We start from the raw sequence: 14,763 nt of genomic DNA on the forward strand, positions 1-14,763 counted from the left end.
GAGCGTGGAGCAAAGCCACGCTCCGCCCATCGCCCGGGCGTTCGCCGCCCGCGGCTTTCTATAGCGGCGCGATTCCAGTGCGCCGAAAATTGTTCCGGGAAGGTAATCTAGCCTGATGAGGCGGACAGGGCGGCGCCGGAGCGGAATCGGAGCTCGATGGCGCGAAGGTGCATGCCTCGCTGCCCCAATGGCTAAAATGCTGAGATCGCGATGGAGTGGGAAAGTTTTCGCAGGAGATTCGCCAGGCGATTGCGCTCCTCCGCGTCGAGCATGGAAAGCATTCGCATTTCAACCTCCATGTCCTTGCGGAACACTCTCTCCGCTTTGGCGCGCCCTTCCCGCGTCAGCTCCACGAGCAGGCTGCGGCCATCCTCCTGGGCGACCGGTCGAGACACCAGACCCGCTTGCGTCAAACGGCGAAGGCGATCGGTGAGCCCGCCGGAGGATATCATCAGCGATCGATGCAGCTCGGTGGGCCGCAACCGATAGGGCGCGCCGGATCGGAGCAAGGTTGCAAGGACATCGAACTCGCCGGTGTCCAGATTCTCTTCTTCGAAAATGCGTTCGATCACGGGTCGGGCGGACAAGGTGATCCACCGCATCCGGCCCAGGATCGCCATGCCCGTGGTGTCCACGTCGGGCAGTTCGCACGCCCATTGCGCCATGCGTGCGTCGATACGATCCGCCGCCTCATCAATATGCCTTGACATCGAGATAGTACCTAGATAATTAATTCGATATCGAGTTATATTCGTTTCGACATAGTTGGGGAAGAGCGATGCCGAAAATGCTTTTTGTGAACCTGCCGGTGACGGATCTGGCCGCAGCGACCCGCTTTTACGAGGCGATCGGCTTCGAGAAGAATGACCAGTTCAGCAATGAGCAGGCATCCTCGATGGTCTGGTCCGAAGCCATCATCTTCCAGCTCATGACGCGGGACTATTACCAGACCTTCACATCCAAACCGATTGCGGATGCCCGCGAAACCAGCGCCGCGCTCTTCGCGCTCTCGCGCGACAGCCGCGACGAAGTGGACGCCATGGTCGAGGCGGCCGCCAAGGTTGGAGGAACGGCAGACATTCGCGAAGCGCAGGACATGGGCTTCATGTACCTTCGCAGCTTCGCCGATCCTGACGGGAATGTCTTCGAACCTGCCTGGATGGATATGTCCGCAATGGCGGGCGCCTGAGCGCAGGCGTCGCCGTCAGGGTCGGCAAGCTCCTCGAGCCGACTCGAAAGGCAACCTTACGACTCCTGCTCCGGGAAGAGCGTGCGGCTCACTGCGTCGAGACTTGCGAGCCAACGGACGAGCGCTTCCCTGACCGGGCTTCGCGGGTATGCTCCGCGGCTGTTGTGGTCATGTTTGCGCACGCTTTAGATCTCCCAGAGTTCGAAACCATGCCGACGCTCGCCGGCACCAATCGAACATCACCATGAGCGCGCCTTAAGCTGTGGCCTTCGAGTCCGATTGGACAAATACGACATCTGCATGATGATGCATTATTAGCCCTATGCCCTTCGGCTATCGCGATCGGGCCGGATGGCGATCCGCTCGCCGCCTTCGGTCAGCGCAAGTGCGCGGCAAGAAAATCCACAAAGACGCGGACGCGGGCCGGAGTGCTGACTCCCCCGACGAATACCGCGTGGATCTGCTCCACGTCGCCAGGATTGAACTCCTCGAGAAGCGGTACGAGCCTGCCATCAGCGATTTCCGATTCTACGCTGAAGCGGCCGATCCGGGCGATGCCGACGCCCGCCTCCGCGAGCTGGCCCAACGTCTCGCCGTTGTTCGCCTCGATATTGCCGGCAACCGACAAGGCGAAATCCCGGCCATCTCTCCGGAACGGCCAGATCGGCTCCACGCGACGGAAATTGAAGTTGAGACAATTGAACTGGTGCAGGTCTTCGGGAACCTCCGGCCGTCCGTGCCGCGCCAGATATTCCGGCGACGCCACGATCACACGGCGTGTCTCGCCCAGCTTTCGGGCGGTGAGCGAACTGTCCGGCAGAGGACCGAAGCGGATTGCGACATCCGCCTGCCCGCCAGCGACGTCCACCAGTGCATCGTTGAGCGCGATGTCTATCAGGATATGCGGAAAGCGAGCGGCGAACTCCCCCAGCAGCGGCACGACGCAGAGGCGACCGTGAGAGAGCGCCGCGTTGATCCGCAGCCGCCCGCGCGGCGCACCCTGATCGGCGATCTGCTGTTCGACATCGTCAAGGTCGGTCAGGATGCGGCGTGCCGCCTGCAGATAGGCCTGGCCCTCGGCCGTGAGGGACAGCGCTCGGGTCGACCGTAACAAAAGTCTGACTCCCAGCCGCGCTTCGATCCGATCAACCGCCCGGCTGACAGCGGAAGGGCTCATGTCGAGGACGCGTCCGGCTGCCGAAAAACTGCCCTCTTCCACGACGGCGGAGAAAAGTGCCAGTGCCCGGGCCCGGTCCGATCCCCCACCCATCTTTGCATCCATCGCATAAATCCTTCGCGTCCGCAGCCGCTACTGCAGCAACGATCCGCCGTCCATCTATGCATCGACAACAGCATAGCGGTGGATCATGGAATATCGGCAACTCGGAAATTCGGGCCTGCGCGTCCCGGCACTCAGCTTCGGCACCGGCACCTTCGGCGGAAAGGGGCCGCTGTTCAGCGCCTGGGGCCAAAGCGACGCCGCCGAGGCGCGGCGACTGATCGACATCTGCATCGACGCCGGCGTGACGCTGTTCGATACCGCCGACGTCTATTCGGGCGGCGCGTCCGAGGAGATCCTGGGCGAGGCGGTTCGGGGACGCCGCGACGCCGTGCTGATTTCGACCAAGACCGGCTTGCCGACAGGCGACGGCCCGCAAGATTGGGGAGCGTCCCGTGCCCGGCTCGTACGGGCAGTGGAGCAAGCGCTGTCACGGCTCGGAACCGATTATATCGATCTGCTCCAGCTGCACGCCTTCGACGCGTCTACCCCGGCCGAGGAGCTGATGGGCACGCTCGACTTGCTGATCGCGGCGGGCAAGATCCGCTACGCCGGCGTATCCAACTATCCCGGCTGGCAGTTGATGAAGGCGCAGGGCCTGGCCGAGCGGCACGGCTGGCCTCGGCTGGTGGCGCACCAGGTCTATTATTCGCTGATCGGCCGCGCTTATGAATCCGAGCTGATGCCGCTCGGCGCCGACCAGGGCATCGGCGCGCTCGTCTGGAGCCCGCTGGGCTGGGGCCGTCTGACCGGCAGGATCGGCCGAGACCGCCCTGTCCCTGCGGGAAGCAGGCTCCACGAAACCGAGCAATTCGCCCCGCCCGTGGAGAGCGAGCTCCTGTATCGGGTCATAGACGCGCTCGAGGCGATCGCGACGGAGACCGGCAAGACCGTGCCCCAGGTCGCGATCAATTGGCTGTTGCGCCGCCCCACGGTCTCGTCGGTGATCATCGGCGCGCGCAACGAAGAGCAGCTCCGGCAGAATCTGGGTGCGACAGGCTGGTCGCTCACATCCGGGCAGGTCGCGGCACTCGATGCCGTGAGCACAGTGCTGCCGCCCTACCCCCACACCCCCTATCACCAGCAGGAGGGTTTCGCCCGCCTGAACCAGGCGATGGTCTGAGGAGGCGATGGTGAAGCTCAACCTCGGCATTATCGCCCTCGCCATCGGGGCATTCGGGATCGGCGTCACCGAGTTCGCGCCCATGGGGCTGCTGCCGGTGATCGCGAACGACCTCGGCGTCTCGATCCCCGCCGCCGGCCTGCTGATCAGTGCCTATGCATTCGGCGTGGTGATCGGCGCACCCGTCATGACGTTGACCACCGGGCGCGTTTCGCGACGGACATTGCTGATCGGGCTTGCCGGCGTGTTCACTGCCGGCAATCTCTTCGCGGCCGTGTCCGACAGCTACGGCATGTTGCTAGCCGCGCGCATCGTCACTTCGTTCAACCACGGGGCATTCTTCGGTGTGGGCTCGATAGTCGCCGCCGGCCTTGTTGCGCCCGAACGTCGCGCGAGCGCGGTTGCCGCCATGTTCATGGGCCTGACCATCGCCAATGTCGTCGGCGTGCCGCTCGCAACATGGGCGGGCGACCATCTTGGCTGGCGCGCTTCTTTCTGGGGCATCGCCGGCCTGGGCGTCGCGACGATGGCCGCGCTGCGGCTGACCTTGCCGCCGCTGCCGGCGCCGAGAGGCGAAAGCTCGCTCGCGGAGCTGCGCGTCCTCGGGCGCGGTGAGGTGCTGGGCGCGCTGGCGCTGACCGTGGTCGGTTCCGGTGCGATGTTCACTGTCTTCACCTACATCACGCCGATCCTGCGCGAAGTGACGCATGCCTCGCTGGCGTTCGTGACCGCGATGCTCGTCACCTTCGGTGTGGGGCTGACGGTGGGTAACTGGCTGGGCGGGAAGTTCGCGGACCGCTCGGTCGATCGCACGCTGATCGTCACGCTGGCCTCCCTGACCGCGATCCTGATCGCCTTCGCCCTGTTCATGCCGCACGCCGGAGCGTCGGCGGTGCTGATCTTCCTGTGGGGAGTCGCGAGCTTCGCACTCGTCCCGCCGCTGCAGATTCGCGTGATGACCGCGGCCGCCGATGCGCCGAACCTCGCCTCGGCCGTCAATATCGGCGCCTTCAATCTCGGCAACGCATTGGGTGCCGCATTGGGCGGAGGCGTGATCGCTGCCGGCCTGGGCTATCCGGCGGTAGCACTTGCCGGAGCTGCGACGTCGACGATCGGGCTGCTTGCTCTCCTGCTCACCACGCAGCGTGCACGGCCTGTCGCGCAAGAGCAACCCTGCAGCGCGTGAGGTCTGGTTTCGCGCCGGCAAAAGGGGCCTTTACGTGGCGTCAACGCTTTCGAAAGCATAATGCCGGCGATACGGGCGATACGAAGGAGCGCGTTCGAATGGATCGCCTGAGCAGCCTGCCGATCAGCCGTCACCTTACGGCGCGCAGCCAGACGCTCGTAAGCCGGCTGGAAGTCGGTCTGCCGGACCTGATGACTCTCTGGGTGGTTCTGGTCAGCTTCGCTGCGGGCTTGCGGCTGGCATATGCCGCGACGCCCATCGCGACGCCGGTCGATGCGATCAGGAATGCCCTGCCCTATCTTCTCGTGATCGTGGCGCCGGTCGTGACGATCTTTCTGGGTTTGCGCGCTTTCCCATCGGGTGCGTTCGTTGCCCAGCCGACTGGCCGACTTGCGCAGTTCGGCCGTTGGCGGCGTGTCGATGCCGTGACCGCGCGATCCATGCCCTTGTTCGGCGCCGGCGGGTTCATGGCCTCGTTGCTGGTCGGGATCCTCATCAACGTGCCCTTCCGTACGTTCGAGTTCCTCGCCGGGGTGCCGGCGCTGGGCGGAATGGCACCCGACTGGTTCCGCATGCTCTACGTGATGATGTTCGTCGATCTCGTGTTCCTGTCGGGCCTTTATGCCTTCGCGTTCGTCCTCGCCTTGCGTCATGTCCCGCTCTTCCCACGGTTCCTCGCCGGGGTATGGGTGATCGACGTCCTGATGCAGATCTGCATCGCGCGCGTGATGGCGCACGTTGCCAATCTGCCCGGTCCGGTCGGCGCGTCGCTGGCGGACATGCTCGAGGGCAATTTGAAGAAAGTTTTGATCAGCGTCGCGATCTGGCTGCCTTATCTGCTGCTGTCGCGCCGCGTGAACCTGACCTATCGCTGGCGTGTGCCTGCCTGACCAGCGTCCGCGCGGAGCTGGAGCAGCAATAGCGTGATCGCCACGGTGGCGGGAACAACGCTTGCCGCAGCCACACGCGGGAAATCGAACATCGATCCGAAGATCGCGATCGTCGAGGCAAGCTGGCAGGCGACGAAGACCTGCGCCGACCGGCGATCGCGCGCGATGACCGCGATCGCAAACGACATCAGATCGGCGAGCAGGAAATAGCGCTCGTGCATCTTCGGCAGAAGATACGGGACCATCATCGCCGACAGCAAAGCGATGCGCATCGTCATCATCGGATCGAGGCGCTTGCGCGCGAAGATCGCGACATAGCCGGCGCTCGCCAGCCCTGCCGCTGCATAACCCAGCGCGAATATCGCCATCGGTTCCCGCGCATGAAATGCCGCGACGATCGCCCAGGGGCCGGGGGCGGTTCCGATCGTGTTGAAATGTTCGCCCTGCCCTAGGTAGATCGTCGCCAGATCGGCGGCGGGCCAGCCGGCGAGCCACGCCGGAAGCATCGCCAATGCGTAGATCGCCAGCGGGATCGGCCACTCGACCAGACGCAGCCGTTGCTGCAACAGCATGACGAGCACGAACGGGGCCAGGAACATCGCCTGCAACTTGAACGCAAGACCGACGCCGAACCACACGAGCATCGCCCGGGGCCGCGCATCGGCCGCCGACGCCGTCGCCATGACACAGGCCGCGGCCCAATATCCGTCGCACTGGCCGTATATCGCGCCATTGGCCAATATGCTCGGCAACAACAGGACCAGCAACGTCGCTTCATTGGCGAAGGGCCGTTGGCCGATCAGCCGGCGCACCGCGAACGCGGCCGCAAGCACCGAGAGCAGCGCCAGCGACTTGACGATCGCCAGATGGTTGGCGATCACCAGCGACGCCGCGGACAACAGGTACAGATAGGGAGGCGTGTAGTTGCTGAAGGGCACCGCGAAGGCCTTGATCCGGCCTGCGGAGAGGATGTGATCGATCCACGGATACAGGAACGTGTGCAGGTCGGGCGCCACGATCGGCCAGCACAGGCCATAGACCAGGACCGTCGAGAGCCCGATCTGGAGCGCCGCGCGCGGATTGGTGCGCACCCAGTCGCGCATCCTGCCCGAACCCGGCGGCGGCGCGTTCATCGGCGCGGGGTGGTCAAGGGGCGATCGCGAACGTGGATCACCGCCCATTTGTCGGCATAGAATCGCCGCCATCCCGGCTCCTTGTCGAGCACGGCGACCAATGCGTTGTCGGGCGGCAGGATCGTCCAACCGAACTTCCAGCGGGAGTCGGCCTCGCGCCAACTCCGGATATCGCCTGTGGACGCCTTGAAATAACGTGCCGTGAAATCGTCGCCGTACATGTCCGACCGGCCATCGATGAACGGCGCCATACCATCGAAGACGAGCAGCCCGCCAAAGCTGTACTCGTTGAAGACCGGCTGTTGCCGCAGCTCGGCCGGGATATGCCGGAGCGCGGTAATCGGCACGCCGTAGCTGTCCTTTCGGTCGAATGGCGCGATCATTCGCCAGGCTGCGGTTCCGGCGAACAACAACAGCCCGACGACGAGGATGGGCGCAAGCTCGCGCCGCGCGCCCCAGACCTGGGGAAGTATCGCCGGGCGGGGCCGTTCCGCGCCATCGGCCCATGCCCGGCCTAGCGGCTCGGCAAGCAGGATCACGGCAAGCGTGACCAGCACCATCTGGTTGCGGATATGATCCAAGGTCAGATGCAACGCCACGAGCAGGATCAGCAGGCGCGTGACCGGGATGCGCGTCGGCCGGAAGAACAGGAAGAACAGGCCCGAGAGCAGCAGGACTTCGAGTGCCGACGCTCCGCCGAACCGCGCCGGCTGCCACTCGGCGATATAAGCGAGCAGGTTCAGGTCGTTGACGTAGAACGGGTATAACAGGCCACCGACACCGCCCGGGGTCAGCAACGCCGCGACCAGACACGCCGCGCCGAACAGGCCCCAGTCGCGTATCACTTTCATTCGGCTTGCGGCTGGCGCAGTGACGAGCGCCTCGAAGCCGAACGCACCGGCGAGCGCCAGCCCGAACACGAAACTGCCATGCGCATTGGCCCAGACCAGCATCAACAATGCGAGCGCGAGCGGTGGCGCGCGCTCCCGATCACGCGCACGAAGAAGCGCGACCAGCCATCCGGCGAGCATCGGCAGTGCGAGCAGATGCGGCCGCGCGAGCACGGACTGCGCAAGCCCGAGCGATAGATAAATAAGCATCAGCGCCGCCCCGCCGGGCCGCTGCCAGCGAAGCAAATGGAGCGCAATAATGGCATAGAGTGCCACCGCGGCGGCGCCGAACAACAGGATCAGGCCGTTCCAGCCGCCCCAACGCCAGGCCGCATACATCGTCACTTCGGACAGCCATTCGTGCGCCACCCAGGGCTGACCACGCGCCGTGAACGAAAAGGGATCGACCTGAGGGACCGCATCGTGCGCGACGATCCACGCACCGGTCGCGATGTGCCAGCCGGTATCCCCGTCGGCGAGTGCGGACGACAGGACGACGACAATGGCGAAGGCCGCAAAGCTTGCCGCAAGTACGAACGAGGTTCCGGAAAGGTCGGGACCGGTGACCCTTGGCCGTTCCATCCGGACCCCCCAAACTATCCCAAATGGAGCCCCCTCCATTCGCGACTCACCCTATCGCCCGATCCGTTCCCGGCAAAGCGCGAATCTGGTTAATCGTAGAAAGCGGGCAAGTAACGGGAAGTCCCTTAAGTAGAACAACATAGCTTGGGACCATCGCGGTCCAGAATGAGAATACCAAAAGTTATATCTATTATAACCAATGTCTCGGAGGGGGCATTTTTTCAGCGATTCCGGATGGTTAACGAAACGCATCCACAATGGATCGCGCTGCACTATGTGTTTGATTTTACACAATATTTTCTGCCATGGTTAACGAGAATATACGCTAAGTCACGGAAATTAAACATTAAATAAAGCGTTGTTGACTTGGTTGTCACTTGGGTTCCCTCTTCGAATGCAACCTAGGCGTATCGAGCGTTGCGGAGCTTTTGGATGCTCCACCACGGCTGGCGAAAGACCAGCGTAAATCGCTCCTGACGTCTTCGGGCTGAACGATGGGCCGGAGACTTTCTCCGGGTAGAGGGGAATGGGGAAAGACGATGACGACGATCAAGAACCTTCTGACCGATACAAGCGGCGCTTCGGCCGCCGAATATGCATTGATTCTGGCGATCGTAGGCACCGGCATAGCCGTTGCCGCCTTCACGCTCGGCGGCTCGATCAGCAACGCCATGAACAAGGCGTCGAACTGCATTAGCCGTACACCGAGCGCCACGGCCTGCTGATCCTGACGGGGGGCGCCGTTGCGGCGCCCCGCCGTTCCGGACCGGGCTGGGCCCGGCACAGGAAAGGAAATCGACATGACGACGATCAAGAATCTGCTGGCCGACACGAGTGGCGCGTCGGCCGCCGAATATGCGCTGATCCTGGCGATCGTGGGCACCGGCATAGCCGTTGCCGCCTTCACGCTCGGCGGATCGATCAGCAATGCCATGAACAAGGCGTCGAACTGCATCAACACATCGGGCGGCGCGGCCGCTCCGACCTGCTGATGCTCTGACGGGGATCGCGCTTCGGCGCGGCCCCATTCGATTGCTTATTATTGCATTCGACCAAGCGGGGGCGAAGGTCATGCGTGGACAAGGGCTTATCATTCTCGGCGTCGCGATCCTCGTGGGGCTCGCAGCGGTCTTCCTCGCGAACAGCTATCTGGGGCGTGTCGAGGAACGACAAGCGACGACGCCGCAAGGCATGGCCAAGGTCGCCGTAGCGCGCGTGCCGCTCGAATTCGGCACGGTGATCACGCCCGACAAGATCACGCTGATCGACTTGCCGATGGACACGTTGCCCGAGGGCACCTTCTCGTCGGTCTCCCAGCTTCTGCCGATGAACCGCAACCGCGTCGCGCTTCGGCCGATGGCGGTCAACGAGCCGATCCTGCGCTCCAAGATTTCCGGTGAAGGCGGGCGCGCGGCGATTTCCGCCGTGCTGAAGCCCGATATGCGCGCCGCCGCGGTCCGGGTCGGCGACGTCGCCGGCGTCGGCGGCTTCGTGCTGCCGGGAGACGTGGTCGATGTGCTCGTCACGCGAACGCCGCCCAATGCCAATGGCGGCGGGCAGATCACCGACATCCTGCTGCAGAAGATCCGGGTCATCGCGATAGATCAGGATGCCAGCGATTCAGCGGACAAGCCCATCATCGGCAAGACCGCGACGCTCGAAGTTTCGCAGGTCGATGCGCAGAAGCTCGCGCTCGCCCAGCAAGTCGGCCAGATCAGCCTGGTTCTCGCCAATCCTTCCGCAGTGCCGAGCCCGGCCGTAGAGACCGTGAGCGTCGAGGACTTGCGCGACGGCGCCTATGTCGGCGGCTATTCCGACAAGGCGCCGATCTACCAGCCGCCGATGGCCTATATGCCGGCCCCGCCGCCGCGCAGGGCGAAACCCGCCGCCGCGTCGCCATCGGCCGACACCTCGACCGTTCTCATCGTCCGCGGGACCAAGGACAGCAGCTATGAGGTTCGTCATTATGGCGCGCGCTAATGCAACTCCGCGCCGGCCGCTGGCACGCGCACTGGCGATCGCCGCCCTGCTGGCGGTGCCCACCGCGGCACAGGCCCAGGACGCGGTTTCGCTGCCGGGCGCCAATGTCCTCGCCGGCCAGCTCGACGTGCCGGTCAACAAGAGCCAGGTGCTGACAGCCGATCGGCCCTTCACCAAGGCGCTGATCGGCAATGCCGACATCGCCGACGTTCTGCCGCTGACCAATCGGTCGCTCTACATCCTCGGCAAGAAGATCGGCACGACCAGCCTGACCCTGTACGACCGCAACAACAATCTGATCTCGGTCGTCGACGTCGCGGTCGGGCCCGACGTGATAACGCTGCGGCGAACGCTGCACGATCTGATGCCCACCGAAACCATCGGCGCACAGATTTCCGGCGACTCGGTGGTGCTTACCGGAATCGTGTCGAGCGGCCCCGCCGTCGATCGCGCCAAGCAGATCGCGACTACCTATGCCAGCGAGAAGGTCGTCAATCTGCTGACGGTGGGTGCCTCGCAGCAGGTCATGCTCGAAGTGCGCTTCTCCGAAATGAACCGCACCGCCGCCAAGAATCTCGGCCTCAATACCGGGTTCACCAACGGCAACGGCCCGCACACCTTTCAGGGCGGTTTCGGCAACACGGCGCCGACCACGACCTTGCTGACCAACAAGAACGGCTCGCCGACGATCGATCTCGCCGGCGTGCTGAGCAGCTTCGGCATCGTCGCCAAGGGCATCACGCTCGGCAATCTCAACATCTTCACTGCGCTCGACGCGCTGGAGCGCAAGGGTGTCGTGACGACGCTTGCCGAACCGACTCTGGTGGCGATGTCGGGCGAGTCCGCGTCGTTCCTGGCGGGCGGCGAGTTTCCCGTGCCGGTCGCCCAGGGCGGCGGGGGAACCACGAACGGCAACACCAGCATCACGGTCGAGTTCAAGCCCTTCGGCGTGAGCCTGGCGTTCACGCCTACCGTCCTTGACGACGGCGTGATCAATCTGGTGGTCGCGCCGGAAGTCAGCTCGATCGACCCCTCGGCATCGATCAACGTCAACGGCCTGACGATCCCGGGGCTGCAGACGCGCCGCGCCAAGACCACGCTCGAGCTGCGCGACGGGCAATCGTTCGCGATCGCCGGGCTGTTGCGCAACGACTTCCAGAGCACCGTCCGGCAATTCCCGCTGCTCGGCTCGATTCCGATCATCGGCACGCTGTTCCGTTCGACTGGCTTCCAGAAGCAGGAGACCGAGCTGGTCATCATCGTGACTCCGCGGCTAGTTCGGCCGGTCCCCGCGGGTCAGATGAAGGTGCCGACCGATCGCGTGCGGCCGCCCAGCGAACTCGACCTGTTCCTGAACGGCAGGACGGACAGCGCGGTCGGGTCCAATCCGCTGGATCCGAAGGATGCGCCGAAGAACCCATATCCGGCCAATCCCGCCCCGGCGGCGCCAGAGGGCGGTTTCTCCGGGCCCAACGGCCATCAAGGGAGGTAACGGACATGCTCGGCATCAAGATCATCATCGTTCCGGCGGCACTGCTCCTGCTGGCCAGTTGCACGCCGATCGACGCCACCTTCGGCGACGCGGTCAAGACCGACTATGCGCTGCAGGTCATCAACCCTGAGCCCGGGCCGATCTCCGCCGAGACCGCGGTCATTGTAGGCGGCTCGGGCGATCTGGCGGGCGCGGCGTCCGAACGCTATCGCAAGGGCACGGTCCGGCAGCCGCAGCCGGTCCAGACGACCACCAAATCGACCGGTGGGGCGAGCCCGGGATCGGGGCCGAACTGACATGGGCCAGGCTGGACGGCATCTCTGGCGTTCGGAAGAAGGCTCTGTCGCGCCGTTGGTCGCCATTTCGCTGTTTGCGCTGATCGGTGCGGCGGGCATCGGCTTCGATTATGCCCGCATGGCGGGGATGGATAGCGAGTTGCAAGGCGTGGCCGACCAGGCCGCGCTGGCCGCCGCGACACAACTCGACGGCAAGACGAACGCGATCGCCCGCGCCACGAGAGCCGCCCGTCAGCTCATCGCCAACGAAACCCGCTTCGCCAATGACGGCAAGACGCCCGCAGTTTCCGGGACCGATCTGTCGCTGACTTTCTACGACGGATATGATCGCACGACTGATACCTATGGCACCGCCACGACGACCGACGCCGCGGCGAAGATCGTCAAAGTGACGACCGCCGGGCGCGAGTCATTTTTCGCGCTCACCCCCGTCGTCGCAGCGCTGCGTTCGGGCAGCATCACCGCATCGGCCACCGCCGGCCTCGGCCAATCGATCTGCAAGGTCCCGCCGGTGATGATCTGCAATCCGGGCGAGCCGGCGAACAATACCGACGAAAATCTCACCTTCACTCCGGTGGCCGGGCTCGGCCTTAGGCTGGTCACGGGCAATGCCGATGCGCCCGGCAATTTCGGCTGGCTGGATGCCGGGTTGGGCAATGGCGCGCCCGGCCTGTCCGCCTTGCTCGGCAACGACTCGTTGCGAGTCGATTGCCAGCCGGTCAGCGGCGTGACGACCAGCACGGGCATGAAGACGTCCGTCATGGATGCCTTCAACACTCGCTTCGACATCTACAACAACGGCAATATCGGGTGCAGCGGACCCTGTTCGCCCTCCACCAATGTCCGCAAGGACATGGTGTGCAAGACTTCGGGTACCGGCTGCGGCGGCAGCAAATACGATATTCCCGGCAACTTCTATCAGCCGCCCTATCCGCCCGTCGCGCTCGCCAGCGATGGTAGTCAGGACCCGCCGATCATGGGCTACCCGGTCGATATCTGTCACGCCGTCGCCAAGAAGGATGCGGCCACCTGCGGTGTCATCGGCAACGGTACCTGGGATCGCGCCGCCTTCTTCCGCGTGAACTACGGCAGCACTTTCGATTGGCAGACGGCGATGGCCAGTGCCGGCTATACCGCCGCGACGGTCACGCGCTACCAGGTCTATCAATGGGAACTCGCCAATCCCTCGGTCGTCGTCGACGGCGTGGCCAAGGGAATCAGTGTCGGCCAGGCGGTAGGCAACGACAAGGCGTTCGGGCAGCCCGCCAATGGCGTCGCGGGAATCAGCCCGGGTTCGGGAATCGACCGGCGGCGGCTGTCGGTCGCCGTCATCAACTGCAACGCCACCAATTTGCACGGCAAGACGACCAATGTGCCGGTAACGAAATGGCTCGACGTCTTCCTCGTCCAGCCGGTTGCTACGCGCGGCAACGGCACCAACGCGCAGACCGACATGTCCGACATCTATGTCGAGGAAATCGGCGAGACCGGTTCGGGCATCGGCGGGGCCTCCACCGCGCAGGTCATCCAGCGCGCCGTGCCATATTTGATCCGGTAGCGGCAGATGCGACAGCCGCGCCTTGCCCGACTGATCGCCTCCACCGCCGGCTCGGCCGCGGTGGAGATGGCGATGGTTGCGCCGATCTTCGTCGTGCTGATGTTCGGCGCGGTCGAACTGGGCAACTACTTCCTCAGCGAGCATGTCGTCGTGAAGGCAGTGCGGGACGGCGCCCGCTACGCATCGCGGCTGAACTTTTCCAACTATCCGTGCGCAACCGCGTCCACCGGCAATACGCCGGGCGGGACCGTCGTCACCGACGTCGGCAACGTAGCGCGCAACCAATTGGTATCGGGCGGCGCGCCGCGCCTGGTCGGCTGGACGGACGCAACGACGATAACCGTCAGCTATGATTGCGTGACCACCAGCAGCGGGGCCGATTATTCCGGCCTCTACAAGGGGATGACGCTGGCTCCCACGGTCAATGTCTCGGCCACGGTTCCTTATAATTCGCTGTTCAACAACCTCGGCTTCACCAGCACCAATTTGTCGCTGAGAGCACGGTCCCAGGCTGCGGTGATGGGCCTGTGAGCGCCCTGGCGAAACTGCTCGGCGATCGCCGCGGATCGACGGCAGCCGAATTCGGCATGGTCGCGCCGCTGTTGATCGCCTTCCTGATCGGCACGATCGATGTGGGCCGGTTCCTTTGGGAATGTAACCGGGCCGAAAAAGCGACCCAGATGGGTGCGCGTTTCGCAGTCGCGACGAACATGGTCCCGACCGGCCTGTCGACCTATAGTTTCGCAGTCAGTGGAAGCCTCGTTCAGGGCGACCCGATCCCGGCGAGCGCGTTCGGTGGCGCAACCTGCAGTTCGACCGGCGGGACTGTAACCTGCTCCTGCGATTCCGGTCAGGTCTGCCCGACGCTGACGCCCGTCGACACTGCCGCGTTCACGAACATCGTGAACCGGATGCAGCTATTCTATCCGGCAATCGCCGCAGACAACGTCACCGTGGCGTATAAATATTCCGGCCTTGGCTTTGCCGGAGATCCCAATGGAAGCGATGTCGCGCCGTTGGTCACGGTGAAGCTGCAAAATATCACATTCACCCCGATGCTGTTTCGTTTCTTCGGATCATCGAGCGTTACGCTGCCAAATTTCAACACGGCGCTCACGCTGGAGGACGGAATTGGTAACGTATCCGACTAGAGGTTAGTAAAGTG

General features: G+C 64.1%; 16 protein-coding genes. 12 read left to right on the plus strand and 4 right to left on the minus strand.

Annotation, left to right across the window (positions count from 1 at the left end):
* Positions 1 to 191: 191 nt before the first annotated feature.
* Positions 192 to 710, minus strand: a complete 519-nt coding sequence (locus BR78_RS0107895) for a MarR family winged helix-turn-helix transcriptional regulator (protein ID WP_025559952.1) — start codon at positions 708 to 710, stop codon at positions 192 to 194.
* 68 nt (positions 711 to 778) lie between these two features.
* Here BR78_RS0107895 and BR78_RS0107900 point away from each other — a divergent pair, with 68 nt between their 5' ends.
* Positions 779 to 1,189, plus strand: coding sequence for a VOC family protein (locus BR78_RS0107900; RefSeq protein ID WP_025559953.1), 411 nt, complete (start codon positions 779 to 781; stop codon positions 1,187 to 1,189).
* A gap of 376 nt (positions 1,190 to 1,565) precedes the next feature.
* Here BR78_RS0107900 and BR78_RS0107905 read toward each other — a convergent pair whose 3' ends face one another.
* Positions 1,566 to 2,471 (minus strand): LysR family transcriptional regulator, encoded by a 906-nt coding sequence (locus BR78_RS0107905; RefSeq protein WP_025559954.1) that lies wholly within the window; start codon positions 2,469 to 2,471, stop codon positions 1,566 to 1,568.
* Positions 2,472 to 2,556: 85 nt separating this feature from the next.
* On the opposite strand from BR78_RS0107905, the gene BR78_RS0107910 reads away from it, so the two are divergent.
* From BR78_RS0107910 to BR78_RS0107920, 3 genes are all read left to right on the plus strand, one after another.
* Positions 2,557 to 3,591, plus strand: a complete 1,035-nt coding sequence (locus BR78_RS0107910; protein ID WP_025559955.1) for an aldo/keto reductase — start codon at positions 2,557 to 2,559, stop codon at positions 3,589 to 3,591.
* A 7-nt stretch (positions 3,592 to 3,598) separates the two neighbouring features.
* Entirely contained in the window at positions 3,599 to 4,777 is a 1,179-nt protein-coding gene (locus BR78_RS0107915) for an MFS transporter (protein WP_443027672.1), read from the plus strand.
* 98 nt (positions 4,778 to 4,875) lie between these two features.
* Entirely contained in the window at positions 4,876 to 5,667 is a 792-nt protein-coding gene (locus BR78_RS0107920) for a DUF2569 family protein (protein WP_025559957.1), read from the plus strand.
* Here the strand turns inward: BR78_RS0107920 and BR78_RS0107925 are convergent.
* Entirely contained in the window at positions 5,643 to 6,800 is a 1,158-nt protein-coding gene (locus BR78_RS0107925; protein ID WP_025559958.1) for a hypothetical protein, read from the minus strand. The two genes, BR78_RS0107920 and BR78_RS0107925, sit on opposite strands and share 25 nt — an antisense overlap.
* The gene (locus BR78_RS20440) at positions 6,797 to 8,272 is read right to left on the minus strand and encodes a hypothetical protein (protein WP_025559959.1); all 1,476 of its coding nucleotides are present in this window, start codon (positions 8,270 to 8,272) and stop codon (positions 6,797 to 6,799) included. The genes BR78_RS0107925 and BR78_RS20440 overlap by 4 nt, the downstream gene beginning before the upstream one ends.
* Before the next feature lie 539 nt (positions 8,273 to 8,811).
* On the opposite strand from BR78_RS20440, the gene BR78_RS0107935 reads away from it, so the two are divergent.
* The 8 genes from BR78_RS0107935 (at position 8,812) to BR78_RS0107970 (ending at position 14,749) form a co-directional block, all read left to right on the plus strand.
* Positions 8,812 to 8,997, plus strand: coding sequence for a Flp family type IVb pilin (locus BR78_RS0107935; RefSeq protein ID WP_025559960.1), 186 nt, complete (start codon positions 8,812 to 8,814; stop codon positions 8,995 to 8,997).
* A gap of 75 nt (positions 8,998 to 9,072) precedes the next feature.
* A complete protein-coding gene (locus tag BR78_RS0107940; protein ID WP_025559961.1) occupies positions 9,073 to 9,264 on the plus strand; it encodes a Flp family type IVb pilin in 192 nt (63 codons plus the stop codon).
* A 79-nt stretch (positions 9,265 to 9,343) separates the two neighbouring features.
* Positions 9,344 to 10,252, plus strand: coding sequence for a Flp pilus assembly protein CpaB (gene cpaB / locus BR78_RS0107945; RefSeq protein WP_025559962.1), 909 nt, complete (start codon positions 9,344 to 9,346; stop codon positions 10,250 to 10,252).
* Entirely contained in the window at positions 10,224 to 11,744 is a 1,521-nt protein-coding gene (locus tag BR78_RS0107950) for a type II and III secretion system protein family protein (RefSeq protein ID WP_231478207.1), read from the plus strand. The genes cpaB and BR78_RS0107950 overlap by 29 nt, the downstream gene beginning before the upstream one ends.
* 5 nt (positions 11,745 to 11,749) lie before the next feature.
* Positions 11,750 to 12,040 carry a hypothetical protein gene (locus BR78_RS0107955; RefSeq protein WP_049811442.1) on the plus strand — a complete coding sequence of 97 codons (291 nt, stop codon included), beginning with the start codon at positions 11,750 to 11,752 and terminating at the stop codon, positions 12,038 to 12,040.
* A gap of 1 nt (position 12,041) precedes the next feature.
* Positions 12,042 to 13,598 carry a pilus assembly protein TadG-related protein gene (locus BR78_RS0107960; RefSeq protein WP_025559965.1) on the plus strand — a complete coding sequence of 519 codons (1,557 nt, stop codon included), beginning with the start codon at positions 12,042 to 12,044 and terminating at the stop codon, positions 13,596 to 13,598.
* Between the two features lie 6 nt (positions 13,599 to 13,604).
* Positions 13,605 to 14,129 carry a TadE/TadG family type IV pilus assembly protein gene (locus BR78_RS0107965; protein ID WP_025559966.1) on the plus strand — a complete coding sequence of 175 codons (525 nt, stop codon included), beginning with the start codon at positions 13,605 to 13,607 and terminating at the stop codon, positions 14,127 to 14,129.
* The gene (locus BR78_RS0107970; RefSeq protein ID WP_025559967.1) at positions 14,126 to 14,749 is read left to right on the plus strand and encodes a TadE/TadG family type IV pilus assembly protein; all 624 of its coding nucleotides are present in this window, start codon (positions 14,126 to 14,128) and stop codon (positions 14,747 to 14,749) included. The genes BR78_RS0107965 and BR78_RS0107970 overlap by 4 nt, the downstream gene beginning before the upstream one ends.
* Positions 14,750 to 14,763 lie beyond the last annotated feature (14 nt).

Source organism: Sphingomonas sp. UNC305MFCol5.2, from assembly GCF_000712135.1.
GTDB lineage: Bacteria > Pseudomonadota > Alphaproteobacteria > Sphingomonadales > Sphingomonadaceae > Sphingomonas.

Bases quoted from the DNA above. Each gene is read 5' to 3' on its own strand.
- BR78_RS0107940 (WP_025559961.1), top strand. From the start codon at position 9,073: ATGACGACGATCAAGAATCTGCTGGCCGACACGAGTGGCGCGTCGGCC.
- BR78_RS0107935 (WP_025559960.1), top strand. From the start codon at position 8,812: ATGACGACGATCAAGAACCTTCTGACCGATACAAGCGGCGCTTCGGCC.
- BR78_RS0107925 (WP_025559958.1), bottom strand. From the start codon at position 6,800: ATGAACGCGCCGCCGCCGGGTTCGGGCAGGATGCGCGACTGGGTGCGC.
- BR78_RS0107955 (WP_049811442.1), top strand. From the start codon at position 11,750: ATGCTCGGCATCAAGATCATCATCGTTCCGGCGGCACTGCTCCTGCTG.
- cpaB (WP_025559962.1), top strand. From the start codon at position 9,344: ATGCGTGGACAAGGGCTTATCATTCTCGGCGTCGCGATCCTCGTGGGG.
- BR78_RS0107965 (WP_025559966.1), top strand. From the start codon at position 13,605: ATGCGACAGCCGCGCCTTGCCCGACTGATCGCCTCCACCGCCGGCTCG.
- BR78_RS20440 (WP_025559959.1), bottom strand. From the start codon at position 8,272: ATGGAACGGCCAAGGGTCACCGGTCCCGACCTTTCCGGAACCTCGTTC.
- BR78_RS0107960 (WP_025559965.1), top strand. From the start codon at position 12,042: ATGGGCCAGGCTGGACGGCATCTCTGGCGTTCGGAAGAAGGCTCTGTC.
- BR78_RS0107915 (WP_443027672.1), top strand. From the start codon at position 3,599: ATGGTGAAGCTCAACCTCGGCATTATCGCCCTCGCCATCGGGGCATTC.
- BR78_RS0107950 (WP_231478207.1), top strand. From the start codon at position 10,224: ATGAGGTTCGTCATTATGGCGCGCGCTAATGCAACTCCGCGCCGGCCG.
- BR78_RS0107895 (WP_025559952.1), bottom strand. From the start codon at position 710: ATGTCAAGGCATATTGATGAGGCGGCGGATCGTATCGACGCACGCATG.
- BR78_RS0107910 (WP_025559955.1), top strand. From the start codon at position 2,557: ATGGAATATCGGCAACTCGGAAATTCGGGCCTGCGCGTCCCGGCACTC.
- BR78_RS0107905 (WP_025559954.1), bottom strand. From the start codon at position 2,471: ATGGATGCAAAGATGGGTGGGGGATCGGACCGGGCCCGGGCACTGGCA.
- BR78_RS0107900 (WP_025559953.1), top strand. From the start codon at position 779: ATGCCGAAAATGCTTTTTGTGAACCTGCCGGTGACGGATCTGGCCGCA.
- BR78_RS0107920 (WP_025559957.1), top strand. From the start codon at position 4,876: ATGGATCGCCTGAGCAGCCTGCCGATCAGCCGTCACCTTACGGCGCGC.